Annotated in this window: 14 protein-coding genes; 8 read left to right on the top strand and 6 right to left on the bottom strand. The window is 60.3% G+C overall.

Annotated elements, in window-relative coordinates; genetic code table 11:
* Positions 1 to 474: 474 nt before the first annotated feature.
* Complete coding sequence (locus tag HNR03_RS15165) at positions 475 to 1881, bottom strand: cytosine permease (RefSeq protein WP_259154409.1); 1407 nt, start codon at positions 1879 to 1881, stop codon at positions 475 to 477.
* A 325-nt stretch (positions 1882 to 2206) separates the two neighbouring features.
* On the opposite strand from HNR03_RS15165, the gene HNR03_RS15160 reads away from it, so the two are divergent.
* Both HNR03_RS15160 and HNR03_RS15155 read left to right on the top strand, forming a co-directional pair.
* Complete coding sequence (locus HNR03_RS15160) at positions 2207 to 2692, top strand: flavin reductase family protein (RefSeq protein ID WP_208667910.1); 486 nt, start codon at positions 2207 to 2209, stop codon at positions 2690 to 2692.
* Positions 2693 to 2791: 99 nt separating this feature from the next.
* A complete protein-coding gene (locus HNR03_RS15155) occupies positions 2792 to 3835 on the top strand; it encodes an LLM class flavin-dependent oxidoreductase (protein WP_090183080.1) in 1044 nt (347 codons plus the stop codon).
* A 52-nt stretch (positions 3836 to 3887) separates the two neighbouring features.
* Here the strand turns inward: HNR03_RS15155 and HNR03_RS15150 are convergent, their stop codons facing one another.
* The 5 genes from HNR03_RS15150 to glnT all read right to left on the bottom strand — a co-directional run bounded on the left by HNR03_RS15150 (position 3888) and on the right by glnT (position 9774).
* Positions 3888 to 5213 carry an ammonium transporter gene (locus HNR03_RS15150; RefSeq protein ID WP_259154407.1) on the bottom strand — a complete coding sequence of 442 codons (1326 nt, stop codon included), beginning with the start codon at positions 5211 to 5213 and terminating at the stop codon, positions 3888 to 3890.
* A gap of 192 nt (positions 5214 to 5405) precedes the next feature.
* The gene (locus tag HNR03_RS15145) at positions 5406 to 6740 is read right to left on the bottom strand and encodes an FMN-binding glutamate synthase family protein (protein ID WP_222586125.1); all 1335 of its coding nucleotides are present in this window, start codon (positions 6738 to 6740) and stop codon (positions 5406 to 5408) included.
* Positions 6741 to 6760: 20 nt separating this feature from the next.
* Positions 6761 to 7444, bottom strand: coding sequence for a protein glxC (locus HNR03_RS15140; RefSeq protein ID WP_222586124.1), 684 nt, complete (start codon positions 7442 to 7444; stop codon positions 6761 to 6763).
* 11 nt (positions 7445 to 7455) lie between these two features.
* The gene (locus HNR03_RS15135) at positions 7456 to 8361 is read right to left on the bottom strand and encodes a glutamine amidotransferase family protein (RefSeq protein ID WP_090183074.1); all 906 of its coding nucleotides are present in this window, start codon (positions 8359 to 8361) and stop codon (positions 7456 to 7458) included.
* A 78-nt stretch (positions 8362 to 8439) separates the two neighbouring features.
* Positions 8440 to 9774 carry a type III glutamate--ammonia ligase gene (glnT, locus tag HNR03_RS15130; RefSeq protein WP_259154406.1) on the bottom strand — a complete coding sequence of 445 codons (1335 nt, stop codon included), beginning with the start codon at positions 9772 to 9774 and terminating at the stop codon, positions 8440 to 8442.
* A gap of 282 nt (positions 9775 to 10056) precedes the next feature.
* Between glnT and HNR03_RS15125 the strand changes: the two genes are divergently transcribed.
* The 6 genes from HNR03_RS15125 (at position 10057) to HNR03_RS15100 (ending at position 18039) form a co-directional block, all read left to right on the top strand.
* Positions 10057 to 10656, top strand: coding sequence for a helix-turn-helix domain-containing protein (locus HNR03_RS15125; protein WP_090183071.1), 600 nt, complete (start codon positions 10057 to 10059; stop codon positions 10654 to 10656).
* A gap of 1184 nt (positions 10657 to 11840) precedes the next feature.
* On the top strand, positions 11841 to 12707 hold the full coding sequence (gene purU / locus HNR03_RS15120; protein ID WP_259154405.1) for a formyltetrahydrofolate deformylase: 867 nt from the start codon (positions 11841 to 11843) through the stop codon (positions 12705 to 12707).
* Positions 12704 to 13609 carry a bifunctional methylenetetrahydrofolate dehydrogenase/methenyltetrahydrofolate cyclohydrolase FolD gene (gene folD, locus HNR03_RS15115; RefSeq protein ID WP_259154404.1) on the top strand — a complete coding sequence of 302 codons (906 nt, stop codon included), beginning with the start codon at positions 12704 to 12706 and terminating at the stop codon, positions 13607 to 13609. Before purU ends, folD begins: the two co-directional genes overlap by 4 nt.
* Entirely contained in the window at positions 13591 to 14832 is a 1242-nt protein-coding gene (locus tag HNR03_RS15110) for an FAD-dependent oxidoreductase (protein ID WP_222586120.1), read from the top strand. Before folD ends, HNR03_RS15110 begins: the two co-directional genes overlap by 19 nt.
* 13 nt (positions 14833 to 14845) lie before the next feature.
* On the top strand, positions 14846 to 15145 hold the full coding sequence (locus HNR03_RS15105; RefSeq protein ID WP_259154403.1) for a sarcosine oxidase subunit delta: 300 nt from the start codon (positions 14846 to 14848) through the stop codon (positions 15143 to 15145).
* The gene (locus tag HNR03_RS15100) at positions 15142 to 18039 is read left to right on the top strand and encodes a 2Fe-2S iron-sulfur cluster-binding protein (RefSeq protein ID WP_259154402.1); all 2898 of its coding nucleotides are present in this window, start codon (positions 15142 to 15144) and stop codon (positions 18037 to 18039) included. Before HNR03_RS15105 ends, HNR03_RS15100 begins: the two co-directional genes overlap by 4 nt.
* Positions 18040 to 18042 lie beyond the last annotated feature (3 nt).

Genomic DNA, 18042 nt, shown 5'->3' with positions numbered 1-18042 from the left:
TGGGAGCGAGCTTGCTCGCGATGGCGGCATTACAGGCAACATCACCGCCGACTGACAGGACCTCATCGCGAGCAAGCTCGCTCCCACATTTGACGGTGTACACCCGTGGCTTCTCACCACTCTTCAGGTCGAGCGTTAGCTCGCCTTCAGCTTTTGATCTTGATCTGCCCCGTCGGCAGGCCGAACGCAGGTTCTGCGCAGTGGGCAACCCGGCATGGATGCCGGGTTAGCCGCCCCCGGCCATGGATGGCCGATGGCGGCGGGCCCACGGAGCAGGACCGGAGTGAGGGAATGCCGAGCCTAGGCGAGGCACCGTACGTCAGGGGCGCTAGCGCTTGGTTACTTGGCGCTCTTCCAAGTAACCCGCCGTCAGGGCGGAACCAATAGCAGCCATTACCAAAACAACGGATATGTACACGACCAAAAAAAACGCCCGACCAAAGCCGGGCATTCCAAACCAAACAAGCAACGTAATCAGTCAGCAAACCCCAACCGCGAAACCCTGCCCTCCTGCACCTGCCCCCGCGTCGACAGGCAATAGTAAAGCGGACACGTCACCACCAACCCCACCAACCAGGACAAATCCGCACCGTCCACCAGATTGGCATACGGCCCGACATACAACGACGTATTGGCAAACGGCAGCTGCACAACAATCCCGATGAAATACGCCACAATCGCATGCCAATTGAACCGCCCATAAATCCCGCCATCCGCACGGAAAATCGAGGCAATGTCATAACACCCACGCTTGATCAGATAAAAGTCGATCAAGTTGATCGAAGCCCAAGGCACCAACACCAGCAACAACGCCAGAATCAACCCGATGAACTGCGAAATGAAATCCGCCGAAGCCCCCAACGCCACCACACAGCAGCCCGCCAACACCACACTCGACAACACCACACGTACCTTGATGCTCGGCGTCCATTGACTGGCAAACGTCTGGATCGAAGTAATGATCGACAGCACCGCGCCATACAGATTCAAGGCGTTGTGGCTGATGATATTAAGCAGAAACAACACCATCAAAATCGGCCCCAACCAACCGGTGGATTGCTTCACCGCCGCCATCGCCTCAGTGCCTTCCGGCGTCGCCAGCACCGCGACCGCACCAAAGCTAAAAGACAAAATGGTACCCAGCGTTGCCCCCAGATAAGTGGCGAAAAATGGACGGGCAATCCCGATGTCGGCTGGCAAGTAACGCGAGTAGTCCGACACGTAAGGCGAAAAGCTGATCTGCCAGATAATCCCCAGCGACACCGTCGCCAGCCAGCCGGACACATTGAAACTGCCGCGAGTGAAAAAGTCGGCCGGCAAGTCATGGGCAAAGATGTAAAGGAAACCGGCCAGCAAGGCACTGCCCATCACCCAGGTCCCGATGCGGTTTAGGGTATGAATGAAGCGGTAACCGATCACCCCGATCGCCGTGGCGCTCAAGGCACCGATCAGGATGCTCGCCGGCACCGGAACCGAAGGCGCGATGCCGACGATGGATTTGCCGGCCAGCACGATGTTGGAGATGAAAAAACCGACGTAGATGAGTGCGGCAAAGAACACGATCAGCAGCGCACCATAACGACCGAACTGGCCGCGACTCTGGACCATCTGCGGAATGCCCATGCGCGGGCCCTGCGCCGAGGCCAGGGCGATCACCAGGCCTCCCACCATGTGCCCAAGCGCAATGGCCAGCAACCCCCAGAACAGATTGAGGTGAAACACTTGCACCACCATCGCACCGGTGACGATGGGCAGCGGCGCAATGTTGGTGCTGAACCACAAAGTGAAAAGATCGCGGGCCTTCCCATGGCGTTCCGCGAGAGGGACGTAATCGACCGTGTGATTCTCGATCAGGGGGTCTTGCCGGGACATCTGGGACATGTGCATGAACTCGAGTTTGTCTGATCTTATATTTGTATGAAGCCAAACCGGGGGAGCTCTCGGGCCGCCCCTCAGATGGCAGGCATATTATGGTATTCCAACTTTTTCACAAGGCTGATCTGGTCTTTTTGCGACGATCTGCGCCGCTATTCGGAGTCATACAAAATCTCACTTAATCGTTAAAGCGCCCGTAATCATTGGCTTAAACGCCAATGACACACGTTTATCGATCCACAAAAAAAGCCCTTGCAAACTATGTATTACGGTATACCATCAGACCTACAAACACATAAAAACCCGTACCACACCGCCAGAGGACCGTCCCATGATCGATGCCGCCATCTACAAACAAGTAATGGGTTCGTTTCCTTCCGGGGTCACTGTCATCACGACACTCGATGACGACGGACAGATCGTCGGCCTGACCGCCAGCGCCTTCAGCTCGCTGTCCATGGACCCGGCCCTGGTGCTGTTCTGCCCCAACTACAGCTCCGACTCGTATCCGGTACTGATCAAGAACAAACGCTTTGCCATTCACGTGCTGTCCGGCGGTCAGCAAAGCGAAGCCTATGCATTCGCCCGCAAAGGCAAAGACAAGGCGCAAGGCATCGAATGGACCTTGAGCGAGCTGGGCAACCCGATTCTGGCGAACGCCACGGCCGTGATCGAGTGCGAACTGTGGCGCGAATATGAGGGCGGCGACCACGCAATCATGGTTGGCGCCGTGAAGAACCTGATCGTGCCCCAGCAGAACGCCGGGCCACTGGTGTATTGCCACGGCAAGATGGGCGCCCTGCCCGTGTTCGCCTGATTAGACAATACTCAGAATATGTTGCGTAGATTGCGAATTCCGAGACTCCGATAAACAGCCTGTCGACAGGCCGACAACAAAAGATCCGAGGTAAGCGTCATGAAGTTTTCCCTGTTCGTGCACATGGAACGTTGGGACGAGAGCGTCAGCCATCGCCAGCTGTTCGAAGACTTGACCGAACTGACCCTGATGGCTGAGGCCGGTGGTTTCAGCACCGTCTGGATCGGCGAACACCACGCGATGGAATACACCATCTCGCCAAGCCCGATGCCGCTGCTGGCCTACCTGGCAGCCAAGACCACCACCATTCACCTGGGCGCCGGCACCATCATCGCGCCGTTCTGGCATCCGTTGCGGGTTGCCGGTGAATGCGCGTTGCTCGACGTGATCAGCAATGGGCGTATGGAAGTCGGCCTGGCACGTGGCGCTTACCAGGTTGAGTTCGACCGGATGGCCGGCGGCATGCCTGCTTCGTCCGGCGGTCAGGCACTGCGCGAGATGGTTCCGGTGGTCCGCGCGCTGTGGCAAGGCGACTACGCCCACGACGGCGATATCTGGAAATTCCCGACGTCCACCAGCGTGCCAAAGCCGATCCAGAAGCCCAACCCGCCGATGTGGATTGCCGCTCGCGACCCCGACTCCCATAACTTCGCCGTGGCCAACGGTTGCAACGTCATGGTCACGCCGCTGATGAAAGGCGACGAAGAAGTCCTCGACCTGAAGAACAAGTTCCAGACCGCGCTGGACAACAACCCCGACGTGCCCCGCCCGCAACTGATGGTGCTGCGTCACACCCACGTCCACGCCGTCGATGACCCTGAGGGCTGGAAAGTCGGCGCCAAGGCGATCTCGAAGTTTTACCGCACTTTCGACGCCTGGTTCGGCAACAAGCAAACACCGGTCAACGGTTTCCTGGCACCGAGCCCGGAAGAAAAATTCGCCGAGCGTCCGGAGTTCCAGCTGGAGAGCCTGCACAAGACCGCCATGATCGGCACGCCGGAAGAAATCATTCCGCGCATCAAGTATTACCAGGAACTGGGTGTCGACGAATTCAGTTTCTGGTGCGACAACAGCCTGCCCCATGCGGAAAAGAAAAAATCCCTGGAGCTGTTCATCAAACACGTGGTCCCGGCGTTCCGCTGATTAAAAAGCACAACGCCGGCTCATGGCCGGCGTTGTGCCGTCAGCGCACCTATCAATGGTTATAGGCACGCTCGTTGTGCTCGGCCAGATCCAGCCCCATCTCCTCCACCGACTCATCGGCACGCAAGCCGATCACCGCGTTGATCACCTTGAGAATGATCCAGCTGACGGCGAAGCAATACACCGTAGTCAGCAGCACACCCTTGATTTGCGCCACCACTTGCGCGCCCATGGTCACGCCCTCGACCATCCCGCCCAGCGACGGCACGCAGAACACTCCGGTCAATACCGCGCCAATCATCCCGCCGATACCGTGCAAGCCAAACACATCAAGGCTGTCGTCATAGCCGAAGCGGCGCTTGAGGACGGTGACGCTCAAATAACAAAACACCCCGCACAACAGACCGATCGCCAGCGCACCACCGACGCCCACATAGGCACACGCCGGAGTGATCCCCACCAGACCGGCCAGCGCACCACTGGCAAGGCCCAAGGCACTTGGCTTGCCGACCTTGAACCACTCGGTGAACATCCAGCCGAGAATCCCGGCGCAAGCACCCAATTGAGTGTTAAGCATGACAATCCCGGAAGTGCCGTTGAGGCCGCCACCGGAGCCGATATTGAAACCGAACCAGCCGACCCAGAGCATGGCCGCACCGGCCATGGTCAGGCTCAGGTTGTGCGCCGGCATCGGCGTGTTCTGGTAACCCTTGCGCTTGCCGAGAATCAGACACGCCGCCAATGCCGCGACACCGGCATTGATGTGCACCGCCGTCCCGCCGGCAAAATCGAGGACGCCCCAGTTATGCATCAAGGCGCCCGAACCGCCCCACACCATATGGGCCACCGGGGCATACACCAGGGTGAACCACAGCGCCATGAACCACAGCGCCGCCGAAAATTTCATGCGCTCGGCAAACGCCCCGGCAATCAGCGCCGGAGTGATGATGGCGAAGGTCATCTGGAAGGTCACGAACACCCCTTCCGGTATATCGCCGACCAGGCTCTGCGGGGTCATGCCCGCCAGAAAGGCCCGGCTCAAGCCACCGACAAAACTGTTGAAGGTCACTTGCCCCTCGACCATGCCCGTGGTGTCGACCACCATGCTGTAGCCGTAGATCACCCATAAAACACCCACCAGTCCGGCGATGCCAAAGCACTGGGTGAACAACGACAACATATTTTTTGCCCGTACCAGTCCGCCATAAAACAGGGCCAGGCCCGGCAGGCACATGAACAACACCAACACGGCGGCGGTGACCATCCACGCGGTGCTGCCAGTGTTCAAAGTGGGTGCATCGGCAGCCTGTGCCAACGGCACGAGTGCACCGCTGGCTAGCAGGCCAAGAAGGGATTTGCCGAGAAGACGATTGACCATGTTCAAAGCTCCTGCAAAGGAAATTGGAAGTGCCGGGCAGTGAGCAAGCGCTGATTTGCACCTCTTTCGGGCGCTTTGATCGTTCCCACGCTCCGCGTGGTAATGCAGCCCGTGACGCTCTGCGTCACCGAATCGGGACGCAGAGCGTCCCTTGAGGCATTCCCACGCAGAGCGTAGGAACGATCCTGTCACTCAATAACCGGAGCCCGGAATCCAGCTAGTCCCGGCCAGTGGCACCCGGGCCATCGCGGCCGATTCCACCGTCAGCGCCACCAGATCCTCGGGATCGAGGTTGTGCAGGTGCGACTTGCCGCATGCCCGCGCCATGGTCTGAGCTTCCAGCACCAGCACCCGCAGGTAGTTGGCCAGACGGCGTCCGCCTTCCACCGGATCCAGACGCTTGGACAGTTCCGGATCCTGCGTGGTGATCCCGGCCGGGTCGCGGCCGTTCTGCCAGTCGTCGTAAAAGCCTGCGGCCGAGCCGATCTTCTGCAGTTCTTCATCCAGTCGCGGGTGGTTGTCGCCCAGCGCGATCAGCGCCGCTGTGCCGATGGCCACCGCGTCCGCGCCCAGCGCCATGGCCTTGGCCACGTCGGCACCGTTGCGTATCCCTCCTGAAACGATCAATTGGACCTTGCGGTGCATGCCCATCTCTTGCAAAGCCTGTACCGCTTGTGGAATGGCCGGCAAAATCGGGATCCCCACGTGTTCGATGAACACTTCCTGGGTTGCCGCGGTGCCGCCTTGCATACCGTCGAGCACGATCACATCCGCCCCGGCCTTCACTGCCAGTTTGACGTCGTAGTAAGGCCGGCTGGCGCCGATCTTCACGTAGATCGGTTTTTCCCAGTCGGTAATTTCGCGCAGCTCGGCAATCTTGATCGCCAGGTCATCCGGACCGGTCCAGTCCGGGTGGCGGCAGGCGCTGCGCTGATCGACGCCAATCGGCAAGGTGCGCATACCGGCTACCCGCTCGGTGACTTTCATGCCCAGCAGCATGCCGCCGCCACCGGGTTTGGCGCCCTGCCCCAGGACGATTTCGATGGCATCGGCCTTGCGCAGGTCATCCGGGTTCATGCCGTAACGCGACGGCAGATATTGATAGACCAAGTGCTGCGATTGCCCGCGTTCCTCCGGCGTCATGCCGCCGTCACCGGTGGTGGTGCTGGTGCCGGCGATCGTTGCCCCACGACCGAGCGCTTCCTTGGCATTGGCGGACAGCGCACCGAAACTCATGCCGGCAATGGTCACCGGAATCTTCAGGTGGATCGGCTTCTTGGCGAAACGGTTGCCGAGGATCACATCGGTGCCGCACTTCTCCCGATAGCCTTCCAGCGGGTAACGCGACACGCTGGCGCCGAGCAGCAGCAAGTCATCGAAGTGCGGCACTTTACGCTTGGTGCCGCCGCCGCGAATGTCATAGATGCCGGTCTCGGCGGCACGCTGGATTTCCTGGATGGTCAGGCGGTCGAAGGTCGCGGATTCACGCAATACCGGGGCTGCTTTTGGGCTGGTAGAGTCGCTCATGTCTGTTCTCCTGGCGTGAATCAATACGCGGACGCGTTATCGACTTTGAAGTTGTACAACTGACGGGCCGAGCCGTAGCGCTTGAAGTCAGCGGCCTTGTGCTCGAAACCGGCACGGTTGAGCAGCACCTGCAGCTCTTCCAGGTGCTCGGCGCGCATCTCTTTCTCGATGCAATCCGAGCCCAGGGAGGCGACGCTACCCTTCACATAAATGTGGGTTTCGTACAGCGAATCGCCCAACGCATCGCCGGCATCGCCGCACACCACCAGGCGCCCAGCCTGGCCCATGAAGCAACTCATGTGACCAATGCTGCCGCCGACCACGATGTCGATGCCTTTCATGGAAATCCCGCAACGGGCACCGGCATCGCCTTCGATCACCAGCAATCCGCCATGGGCGGTGGCGCCGGCGGCCTGGGACGCGCTGCCCTTGATCCGCACATAACCGGACATCATGTTCTCGGCGCAGCCGACACCGGCATTGCCATGAACGGTGATCGAAGCCTTCTGGTTCATGCCGGCGCAGTAGTAACCGGCGTGGCCCTGGATATCGATGGAAACGGCCTGGTTCACCCCGACGGCGAGATTGTGCTTGCCGTTGGAGTGAGTCACGACCCACTCGCGGTCTTCTACAGCGTGGACCTGGTCATGCAACGCCTGATTGAGGTCACGCACGGTGGCAATGGAAAGATCGATGGTTTTCATGTGTGCGCTCCTTAAGCTGACTCGCGTTCCCAGATGTACAAGGTGGCCGGTGCCGGCTCCCAGATCCTGGCGTTTTCAATGCCTGGCAGGCTCGACAGCGCCTGATATTCCGAGGCCATGGCGACGTAGTCGTCGGTCTCGGCGAGGATCGCCGGCTTGCAGGCGATCGGGTCGCGAATCACCGCAAAACCGTTACGGGTGCCGATGGCGAAAGTGAAGAAACCGTCGAGATCTTCCAGCGCATGATCCAGCGCCTCTTTCAACGAGTCGCCCTGCTGCAGGCGCCAGGTCAGGTAACCGGCGGCCACCTCGGTGTCGTTGTCGGTTTCAAACTGGATGCCTTCGCGCTTAAGCTCCTGACGCAGGCGGAAGTGGTTGGACAGCGAGCCGTTGTGCACCAGGCACAGGTCGGCACCGGTGGAAAACGGGTGGCTGCCTTCCATGGTCACCGCGCTTTCAGTGGCCATGCGGGTGTGGCCGATAATGTGACTGCCTTTCATGCCGGCCAGGCCGAAGCGTTGGGAAATTTCCTGGGGCAATCCCATGCCTTTGAGGATTTCAATGCTCTGCCCGGCGCTCATGATGCGGACGCTGGGCGCCAACTCGGCAAGGGCCAGACGCACCGGCGCTTCGTCGGCGTGGATCTTCAGCACTGCCGCGCTGGCGTTCTGGAACCAGTCCAGCGAACAGCCAAGGCGCCCTTCCAGTTCACCCATCAGGGTTTTCCAGTCGAAACCTTCGGTGGTGGCCTGCAGGGTCAGCTTGACCCAGCCATCGGCGACTTCATCGCCGTAGATGGCGAAGCCGGCACTGTCCGGGCCACGATCGGTCATGGCCTGCAACATTGGTTCGAAGAGCTGCCCCAGCCGGGATTCCAGCTGCGGATTTTTCAGGTAAAGACCTACGATTCCACACATGACAACAGTCCTCACTTCGTTCGGCAGCCGCAAGTTTCAAGCTGCAAGATGGTTCGTTTAAACGCGCCTTGGCGGCGCTCAGAAAAATTCGGTGTAGCGCGCGACTTCCCAGTCACTGACATGGCGGCTGTACTCGACCCACTCCATACGCTTGAGCTTGATGAACTCGCCCACGATCTGCGGGCCAAGCACCTCGGCGAACAGCGGGTCGGCTTCGAGCGCATCGCAGGCTTCCTTGAGCGACTGCGGCAGGGTCTTGATGCCGCGCGCGGCGATCTGCTCCAGGCTCAGGCTGTAGAGGTTTTCGTTGCAGACGTGGTCGATCTCCAACTGACGGTCGATGCCATCCAGACCCGCAGCGATGATGGCCGCGCTGACCAGATAGGGATTGCAACCGGCGTCCGGCAGACGGAATTCCAGGCGCCCGTAAGGCACGCGGACCATCGCGGAGCGGTTGTTCGCACCGAAGGCAATAAAGGCCGGCGCCCAGGTCGCACCGGACAATGAATTGCCCACCACCAAACGCTTGTAGGAGTTGACTGTAGGTGCGGCAAAGGCACACAGCGCCGGGCCGTGCGCCAACAGGCCGGCCGCGAAGTGATAGGCCATTTTCGACAGGCCCATGCCGCTCGGATCGCTGGCGTCGTGGAACAGGTTCTTGTTCTCGACACTGCTGATCGACAGGTGAAAGTGCATGCCGTTGCCGGCACGTTTCGGATCGGGCTTGGGCATGAACGAGCAGATCATGCCCAAGTCATTGGCAATCTCGCCGGCGGCCATGCGGAAGAAGGTGAAGCGATCCGCCGAGGTCATGGCGTCGCTGTAGGTGTAGTTGATTTCGAATTGGCCATTGGCGTCTTCGTGATCGATTTGATAGACCTCGAAATCCACCGCTTGCAGCGCTTCAGTCAGACGCTCGAGGAACACCCGGGAACGCGACAGGCCTTTGTAGTCGTAGCAAGGTTTGTCGAGGTTATCGCTCGGATCCACCAGCTGCAGCTTGCCCTGCTCGTCACGGCGCATCAGGTTGAATTCGGGCTCCAGGCCGGTGTTCAGCGTCCAGCCTTTGTCTTCCAGACGACGGATCTGCTGTTGCAGCACGTAGCGGCTGTCGTAGGGATGCGGCTTGCCATCGACATGACCGATGCACACGACCCGGCCATAACCCGGTTGCCAAGGCACCGGTGTCAGCGTCGACAAATCGCCCCGGGCCATGAAGTCCGGCCCGTGCGGCTCCATGCCCATGCCGCTGATGGCGAAACCGGCAAAACCGGCGCCGTCTTCAGCCACGGCCTTGAGCCCGCAGATCGGCACCGATTTGGTTTTTGCCGCGCCATGGATATCGACAAACTGTGCAAGCACGTACTTGATGCCGTGCTTGTCGATAATGTGCTGGGTTTCTGCTGGCAACATTGCTCGTCACTCCTCGCGAAAGGCAAAACATGATGGATAGGCCTTAACTGACTTTTTATTCCTAAAAAGAAAGTTTGTTTCCCAATAGGAATGCAAGGCCCTTGCCACATTTGCCAGGGAGGTGTTCGCGGGAGGTGAACTGCGCTTTTGTGCTGTATATATGGGAAAAATCTTTTCCCCGTGGGAATATTCACGTCGGAACAGGAAGTGAATGCGTTGATTTGCACTTTCTCAGTGCGAAACTAATATTACTGAACGGAAAGTGTGCAGAACCTGATGACTATGTCGAACGAAACCGCGCCGCGCCTCAAGCTTGAGCAATACCTGGGGTTGCAGATCAAACGCCAGCGCCAGGCCCAGGACCTGAAATTGTCCGACGTGGCCAAGATTGCCGATATCAGCCAGGGCATGTTGAGCAAGATTGAGAACGCTCAGGTGTCGACCAGCCTCGATACCCTGAGCCGCCTGTGCGACGTGCTCGGCCTGCCCCTGTCGAAGTTGTTCAGCGAATACGATCAGCAGGACGGCAGCGCGCTGCTGGTGAAGGCGGATCAAGGCATGGAGGTGGTGCGCCGCGGGACTGAAAAAGGCCATACCTACCATTTGCTCAACCATACCCGTGGGCCGAAGAAGAGTTTCGAGGCGTACATGGTGAGCATGGATGACGCCAGTGAAGAGTTTCCGACCTTCTCCCACCCGGGGACCGAGTTCTTGCATTTGCTTGAGGGTGAGTTGATCTATCGACATGGGAATCAGCTGTATCGGATGGAGGCTGGGGACAGCTTGACGTTCGAGGGGGAGATTCCCCATGGGCCTGAGGAGTTGGTGCAGGTGCCGATTCGGATGTTGTCGATCATGAATTATGGGAATGACAAGGAGTGAGCTTTTAGCGATTTGCTGGGGTGGGGTTGGGTACATATCCGTTTCTGCGGTAACGGCGGCTATTGGTTCCGCCCTGACGGCGGGTCACTTTCGAAAAGCGCGAAAGTAACCAAAGCGCTTTGCCCCTGACGTTCGGTGCCTCGCCTAGGCTCGGCATGCCCTCGCTCCGGTCCTGCTCCGTGGGCCCGCCGCCATCGGCCATCCATGGCCGGGGGCGGCTAACCCGGCATCCATGCCGGGTTGCCCACTGCGCAGAACCTGCGCTCGGCCTCACGAGGGGGCGTGCACCGCAAAAGCAAAGCGAGGCGGCCTACCGGCCGGCCTGTTTGCTCAACGCTTACGCGTCCTGATCGTTCCCACGCTCCGCGTGGGAATGCCGCCGGGGACGCTCTGCGTTCCGCTGTCGACACCAGGCTTGAGTCTTGCGCGATGGTGACGCGGAGCGTCACGGGATGCATTCCCACGCGGAGCGTGGGAACGATCAACATCAAACCGCGAGGTGACCTTCCGGCCAACCTGGCTTTGCCAGATGTACTCAATACCTGTGGGAGCGAGCTTGCTCGCGATGGCGGCATTACAGGCAACATCACCGCTGACTGACAGGGCCTCATCGCGAGCAAGCTCGCTCCCACATTTGACGGTGTACACCCGTCGCTTCTCACCACTCATCAGGTCGAGCGTTAGCTCGCCTTGCGCTTTTGATCTTGATCTTGATCTTGATCTTGATCTGCCCCATCGGAAGGCCGAACGCAGGTTCTGCGCAGTGGGCAACCCGGCATGGATGCCGGGTTAGCCGCCCCCGGCCATGGATGGCCGATGGCGGCGGGCCCACGGAGCAGGACCGGAGTGAGGGAATGCCGAGCCACAGCGAGGCACCGTACGTCAGGGGCGCTAGCGCTTGGTTACTTGGCGCTTCTCCAAGTGACCCGCCGTCAGGGCGGAACCAATAGCGGCCATGACCGCAGAAACGGATATGTACACCCCCCCCAAAAGCCTCAGAAAAAATTCCCACCAGTTAAAAAACTTTCACAAACGTCTGGACGCCACCTCCCCATCCCCCGTATAAAGCCACCAACAGGAATAATTTATTCCCATCAAGAAACAGCGCTCAAGGAAGAGCCACCCTCTCCGCTGACATATTTTCGCTTTGCGATGAGCTGCCGCCATCTTCCCGAGGACGTGTCATGCAACACGAAAAAAACCATTTCATCATCAAAATCACCTGTCCCGCCGTGTCCGGCATCGTCGCTGCCGTAACCACCTACCTGGCTGACAACGGTTGCTACATCGGGGAGATGGCGCAATTCGACGACGACCTCAGCGGCCGGTTTTTCATGCGCGCGGTATTCCGCTTCAACGACGGCCACGCCGGCGACCTGCACCAGATCAAACAAGGCTTCGCCGACGTCGCCAACGCCTTCGACATGTCCTGGGAACTGCACGACACCCGCGAACCGATGCGCGTCCTGCTGATGGTCAGCAAATTCGACCACTGCCTGACCGACCTCCTCTACCGCTACCACAAAGGCGAGATGGACATGACCATAACCGCCATCGTCTCCAACCACCTCGACCTGCGACCGATGGCCGAACGCGAAGGCATTCGCTTCATCTACTTGCCCGTGACCAAAGACACCAAGGCCCAACAAGAAGCCGAGTTGATGAAGATCGTTGATGACACCGGCACCGAACTGGTAGTGCTCGCGCGCTACATGCAAATCCTCTCCGATGACCTCTGCAAGCAACTCTCGGGCCGGGCGATCAACATTCACCACTCATTCCTGCCCGGCTTCAAAGGCGCCAAGCCGTATCACCAGGCCTACCAGCGCGGCGTGAAACTGATCGGCGCCACCGCCCACTACGTCACCAGCGACCTCGACGAAGGGCCGATCATCGAGCAGGAAGTCCAGCGCGTCGATCACGTCTATCTGCCCGACGACCTGGTCGCCACCGGCCGTGACACCGAAACCGTTGCCCTGTCCAAAGCGGTCAAATACCACTTGGAACACCGGGTTTTCCTCAACCAGGACAGAACGGTGATCTTCCGGTGAACACGCTCAAATTGATCGACGGCAAAGCCGCAGCAGCACGTGTGCTCATTCAAGTGCGCAAAGACGTGGACAGCCTGCGCGAGCAAGACATTCAACCGGCCCTGGCGGTGATTCTGGTGGGCAGCGATCCGGCCAGCCAGGTCTATGTGCGCAACAAGATCCTGCGCGCCGAAGAGGTGGGCATTCGTTCCGTGGAGCATCGTCTGTCCACCGACACCAGCACCGAACAACTGCTCAACCTGATCGCCACGCTGAATGCCGACCGCGCCATCAACGGCATTCTGCTGCAACTGCCGCTGCCGGCGCATATCGACGAACTGAGGGCGCTGCAAGCCATTGCGCCCGGAAAGGACGTCGACGGTTTTCACAGTGAAAACGTCGGTGGCCTCAGTCAGGGTCGCACCGTGCTTGCGCCCTGCACGCCCAGCGGCTGCCTGTATTTGCTGGAACAAACCTGCGGTGACTTGCGCGGCAAACACGCGGTGATCATTGGACGCTCGAACATCGTCGGCAAACCCATGGCCGCGCTGCTGCTCAAGGCCGACTGCTCGGTGACCGTGTTGCATTCGCGCAGTACCGATCCGCAAGCCTTGTGCCGTCAGGCAGACATCGTCGTCGCCGCCGTCGGTCGACCTCAGCTGATCGACGCCAGTTGGCTCAAGCCTGGCGCGGTGGTGATCGATGTCGGCATCAATCGCATTGACGATCAGGGCCGTAGCCGCCTGGTGGGCGATGTCGATTTCGACAGCGCCCTGCCCCACGTCGCGGCCATCACGCCGGTCCCCGGTGGCGTCGGCCCGATGACCATTGCCTTCTTGATGAAAAACACCGTCACCGCAGCCCTTACGCAACACCAGGTTCAACGCAGCCAATCGGAGGCCCTATGCCATTCAATCTACTGAAATACGGGCTGAGTTCGGAGTATCCGGTGGAAGTGGACCTGCCACCGCCCAAGGAACTGAAACGCAGCTATGACGTGGTAATCATCGGCGCCGGTGGTCATGGCCTGGCCATTGCCTACTACCTGTCCAAATACCACGGCATCACCAACATCGCGGTGCTGGAGAAGTCCTACCTGGGTGGCGGCAATACCGCGCGCAACACGGCAGTGATTCGTTCCAACTACCTGACCAGCGAGGGCGTGCGTTTCTACGCCGAGTCCGTGCGGATGTTCCAGGGGCTGTCCAACGAATTCGACTTCAACATCATGTATTCCGAGCGCGGCCAACTGACCCTGGCCCATACCGACGCCACGGTGCGTTCGTTCCGTCAGCGCGCCGAGGTCAATAAACATTTTGGCGGGCGCACCGAGATGATCGACCGCCAGCAAATCCGCGAACTGGTGCCCAGCCTCAACCTCGACCCGGGCCACTTGCCGGTCATCGCCGGCCTCTGGCACATGGACGGCGCCACCGCGCGCCACGACGCCGTGGCCTGGGGTTACGCCAAACAGGCGGCCAAGCGCGGCGTGGAAATCCACCAGCTCACCGAAGTCCAGGACCTGGTCATCGAAAATGGCGCGATCACCGCGGTCAAGACCAATCGCGGCACCATCCAGTGCGGCTGCGCGGTGCAGGCGATTGCCGGGCACAGCTCCTTGCTGATGGCCAAGGCCGGGATCCGCTCGCCGATCCAGACCTTCCCTTTGCAAGCGATGGTCACCCAACCGTTCAAACCATTCCTCGATCCGCTGGTCAGCTCCTCCGCGCTGCATTGCTATGTGCAACAGACCAGCCGTGGCGAAGTGGTCTTCGGCGGCGGCTCCGACCCTTATCCGCTGTTCAACACCCGCTCGACCCTGGACCTCAAGGAAAGCCTGCTGGCCCACGCCATCGAGATGTTCCCGTTCCTGGCCAACGCCAAGCTGATGCGCCAATGGGCCGGCATCACCGACATGACCCCCGACTACAGCCCGATCATGGGCCTGTCGCCAGTGAAGAATTACTACCTCGACGCCGGTTGGGGCACCTGGGGGTTCAAGGCGACGCCGATCTGCGGCAAGACCATGGCCGAACTGGTGGCCAGCGGCGGTCAGGTACCCGAGTTGATCAAACCCTTTGGTCTGGAGCGTTTCTCGACCTTTCAGCAAGTCAACGAAATGGGCGCCACAGCGGCCAGTCACTGACGGAGAGCGGATCATGAAAATCATCAATTGCCCGCTCAACGGGCCGCGCAACATCAACGAATTCACCTATGGCGGCGAGTTCAAACCCATGCCCGACCCCGTCCGTTGCAGCGATGCCGAATGGGCCGATTACGTGTTCAACACCGACAACCTCGCCGGTGTGGTGCGCGAGTGGTGGATGCACACGCCGTCCAGCTACTGGTTTATCGCAGAACGGCACACGGTCAGCGATGAAATCCTGCGCACCTTCGACCCCAAAGAACTTTTCACCGCCCGCGTCGACTTCAGCGCCGCCCAGGAGATCGCAGGATGAACCGCCTACCCGCCCCGATGGGCCTGCTGATCAACCGTGATCAGCCACTGGATTTCAGCTTCGACGGTGACCGCTACCAAGGCTTGCAAGGCGACAGCATCGCCAGCGCCCTGTTGGCCAACGGACGCTTCCTGATCTCCCGCTCCTTCAAATACCACCGCCCGCGCGGCCCGCTGACCATGGCCGGGCAGGACGCCAACAGCCTGGTGCAACTGCCACAGGAACCCAACGTGCTGGCCGACGCCCATGCCCTGTCGGCCGGTTTGCAGGTCACTGCGCAGAACGTCAACGGCTCGCTGGACAACGACCGCGATGCCTACCTGGGCAAGTTCTCGAAATTCATGCCCGTCGGTTTCTACTACCGTTCGTTCTACAAACCCAAAGGGATGTGGAAAGTCTGGGAACCGATCATTCGCAAGAAGGCCGGTTTGGGCGTGCTCGACCTGACGTTCAAGCCCGAGTACTACGACAAGGCCTATCTGTTCACCGACGTGGCGGTGATCGGTGCCGGGCCAGCCGGGCTGAACGCGGCGCTGACCGCGGCCAATGCCGGCGCCAAAGTGTTGCTCATCGAGCAACAACCGATCCTCGGCGGTTCGCTGACCTATGCCCGTTTCGATATCGAAGGGTTAAAAGCCGAGACCCTGCGCCGCGAATTGCTCGCGGCGGTAGAAAACCACGCCAACATCCGCATCCTCACCGAGGCAACGTGCAACGCCTGGTTCACCGACAATTACTTGCCGGTCATTCAGGGCAAACGGATGTACAAAGTTCGCGCCCGTCAATGCCTGGTGTGCAGCGGCGCCTTCGACCAGCCGGTGATCTTTCGCAACAACGACCTGCCCGGGGTGATGCTGACCAGTGCCGCACAACGCCTGATGAAACTCTACGCTGTCAAACCGGGCAAACGCGCCGTGGTGCTGACCGGCAACGATGACGGCTACCTCGCCGCGCTTGATCTGCACGATCAGGGCGTGGAGGTCGCTGCCGTGGTGGACCTGCGTCACGGTCCGGGCGATGAATCGCTGCTGCAGGCGCTGGCCCAGCGCAAGATTCCTTGCCAGCGCGACAGCACCGTATATGAAGCCCTGCACGGAAAAGGCATGCGCCATATCACCGGCGTCGACGTGCGCAGGATCACCGCGCAGGGTCAGGTGGCCGAGCACGGGCAACGTCTGGACTGTGATTTGCTGTGCATGTCCGCCGGGTACATGCCGGTCTATCAACTGCTCTGCCAGGCTGGTGGAAAACTGGCCTACGACGATCAGCGTGCCGAATTCACCCTCAGCGGCTTGCCTGAAAACCTGGACGTGGCCGGGTCGGTCAATGGACGTCATCGCCTGGAAAATGTAATCGCCGATGGCGTGAATGCCGGTGCCGATGCCGCGTCCGCGCTAGGGTTCGTGGTGGGCGAGCAACGCGCACATTTCGCCAGCGAGACCCGGGTCAACTTCAATTGGCCGATCTTCCCGCACCCCAAGGGCAAGGACTTCGTCGACTTCGATGAAGACCTGCAAGTGGCCGACATCGTCAACGCCACCCGCATCGGTTATCGCGACGTGCAACTGGTCAAGCGCTACTCCACGGTCGGCATGGGGCCATCCCAGGGTCGCCACTCGGCGCTGCCGACCGCGCGCCTGGTTGCCTGGGCGACCCAGCGCAACATCAGCGAAACCGGTGTCACCACCGCACGGCCACCGTTTGTTGCGGAAAAACTCGCCCATGTCGCGGGCCGGGCTTTCGACCCGTACCGGCAAACACCGATGCACGCCCGGCATCTGCAAGCGGGCGCCAAGATGATGCCTGCCGGCATCTGGCAGCGCCCCGCTTACTACGGCAACGCGAAGGACCGCGACGCGTGCATGCAGGCCGAAGCCCTGCACGTGCGCAACAAGGTCGGCATCATCGATGTCTCGACACTGGGCGGTCTCGATGTACGCGGTCCCGACGCCGCCGAGCTGCTCAACCGGATGTACACCTTTGCCTTTCTCAAGCAGCCGATCGGCCGTTCCCGCTATGCCTTGATGACCAACGAGCATGGCGTGGTGATCGATGACGGGGTATGCGCACGCTTTGCCGAGAACCATTTCTACGTCACCGCCACCACCAGCGGCGTCGACCGGATCTATCAGCAAATGCTCAAGTGGAATGCTCAATGGCGCCTGGACGTGGACGTCGCCAACGTCACCGCAGCCATCTGCGCGGTCAACGTCGCCGGTCCCGACTCACGCAAAGTGCTGGAAAAAGTCTGCAGCGATCTCGACCTGAGCGCGCAGGCATTTCCCTACTTGGGTGTCCGTCAGGGAACGGTCGCAGGGATCAAGGCGCGTTTGCTGCGAGTGGGTTTTGTCGGCGAGCTGGGTTACGAAATCCACGTGCCGGCGCGCCACGGTCTCAAGCTCTGGGATGCGCTGATCGAAGCCGGCAAGGCCCACGACATCCGTCCCTTCGGCGTCGAAACCCAGCGTTTGCTGCGTCTGGAAAAAGGCCATGTGATCATCAGCCAGGACACCGATGGCATGACCCACCCGGCAGAAATCGACATGGGCTGGGCGGTGAGTCGCAACAAGCCGTTCTTCGTCGGCCGGCGCTCGGTGGACATCCTCGAAGCACAGCCACTGAAACGCAAGCTGGTGGGCTTCACCTTGCCTAAGGGCAGTGAACAACCGCTGGAAGGACACCTGGTGCTCAACGGCCCGGACATCAGCGGCAACGTCACGTCGTGCGAGTACTCCGCCACCCTTGGCAAAATCATCGGCCTGGCCTACGCCGGCATCGACCAGAGCACACCGGGGCAACGGATTCCGATCCGCGTCGAAGGCGCAAAGGTGGTGCATGCCGAAGTGGTGCCGCTGCCTTTCTTCGATCCCGACAACCAACGCCAGGAGCTTTGAGCC

The organism is Pseudomonas sp. JAI111 (genome assembly GCF_024809425.1).
GTDB lineage: Bacteria > Pseudomonadota > Gammaproteobacteria > Pseudomonadales > Pseudomonadaceae > Aquipseudomonas.
This window is presented reverse-complemented; position numbering and strand designations above follow the sequence as displayed.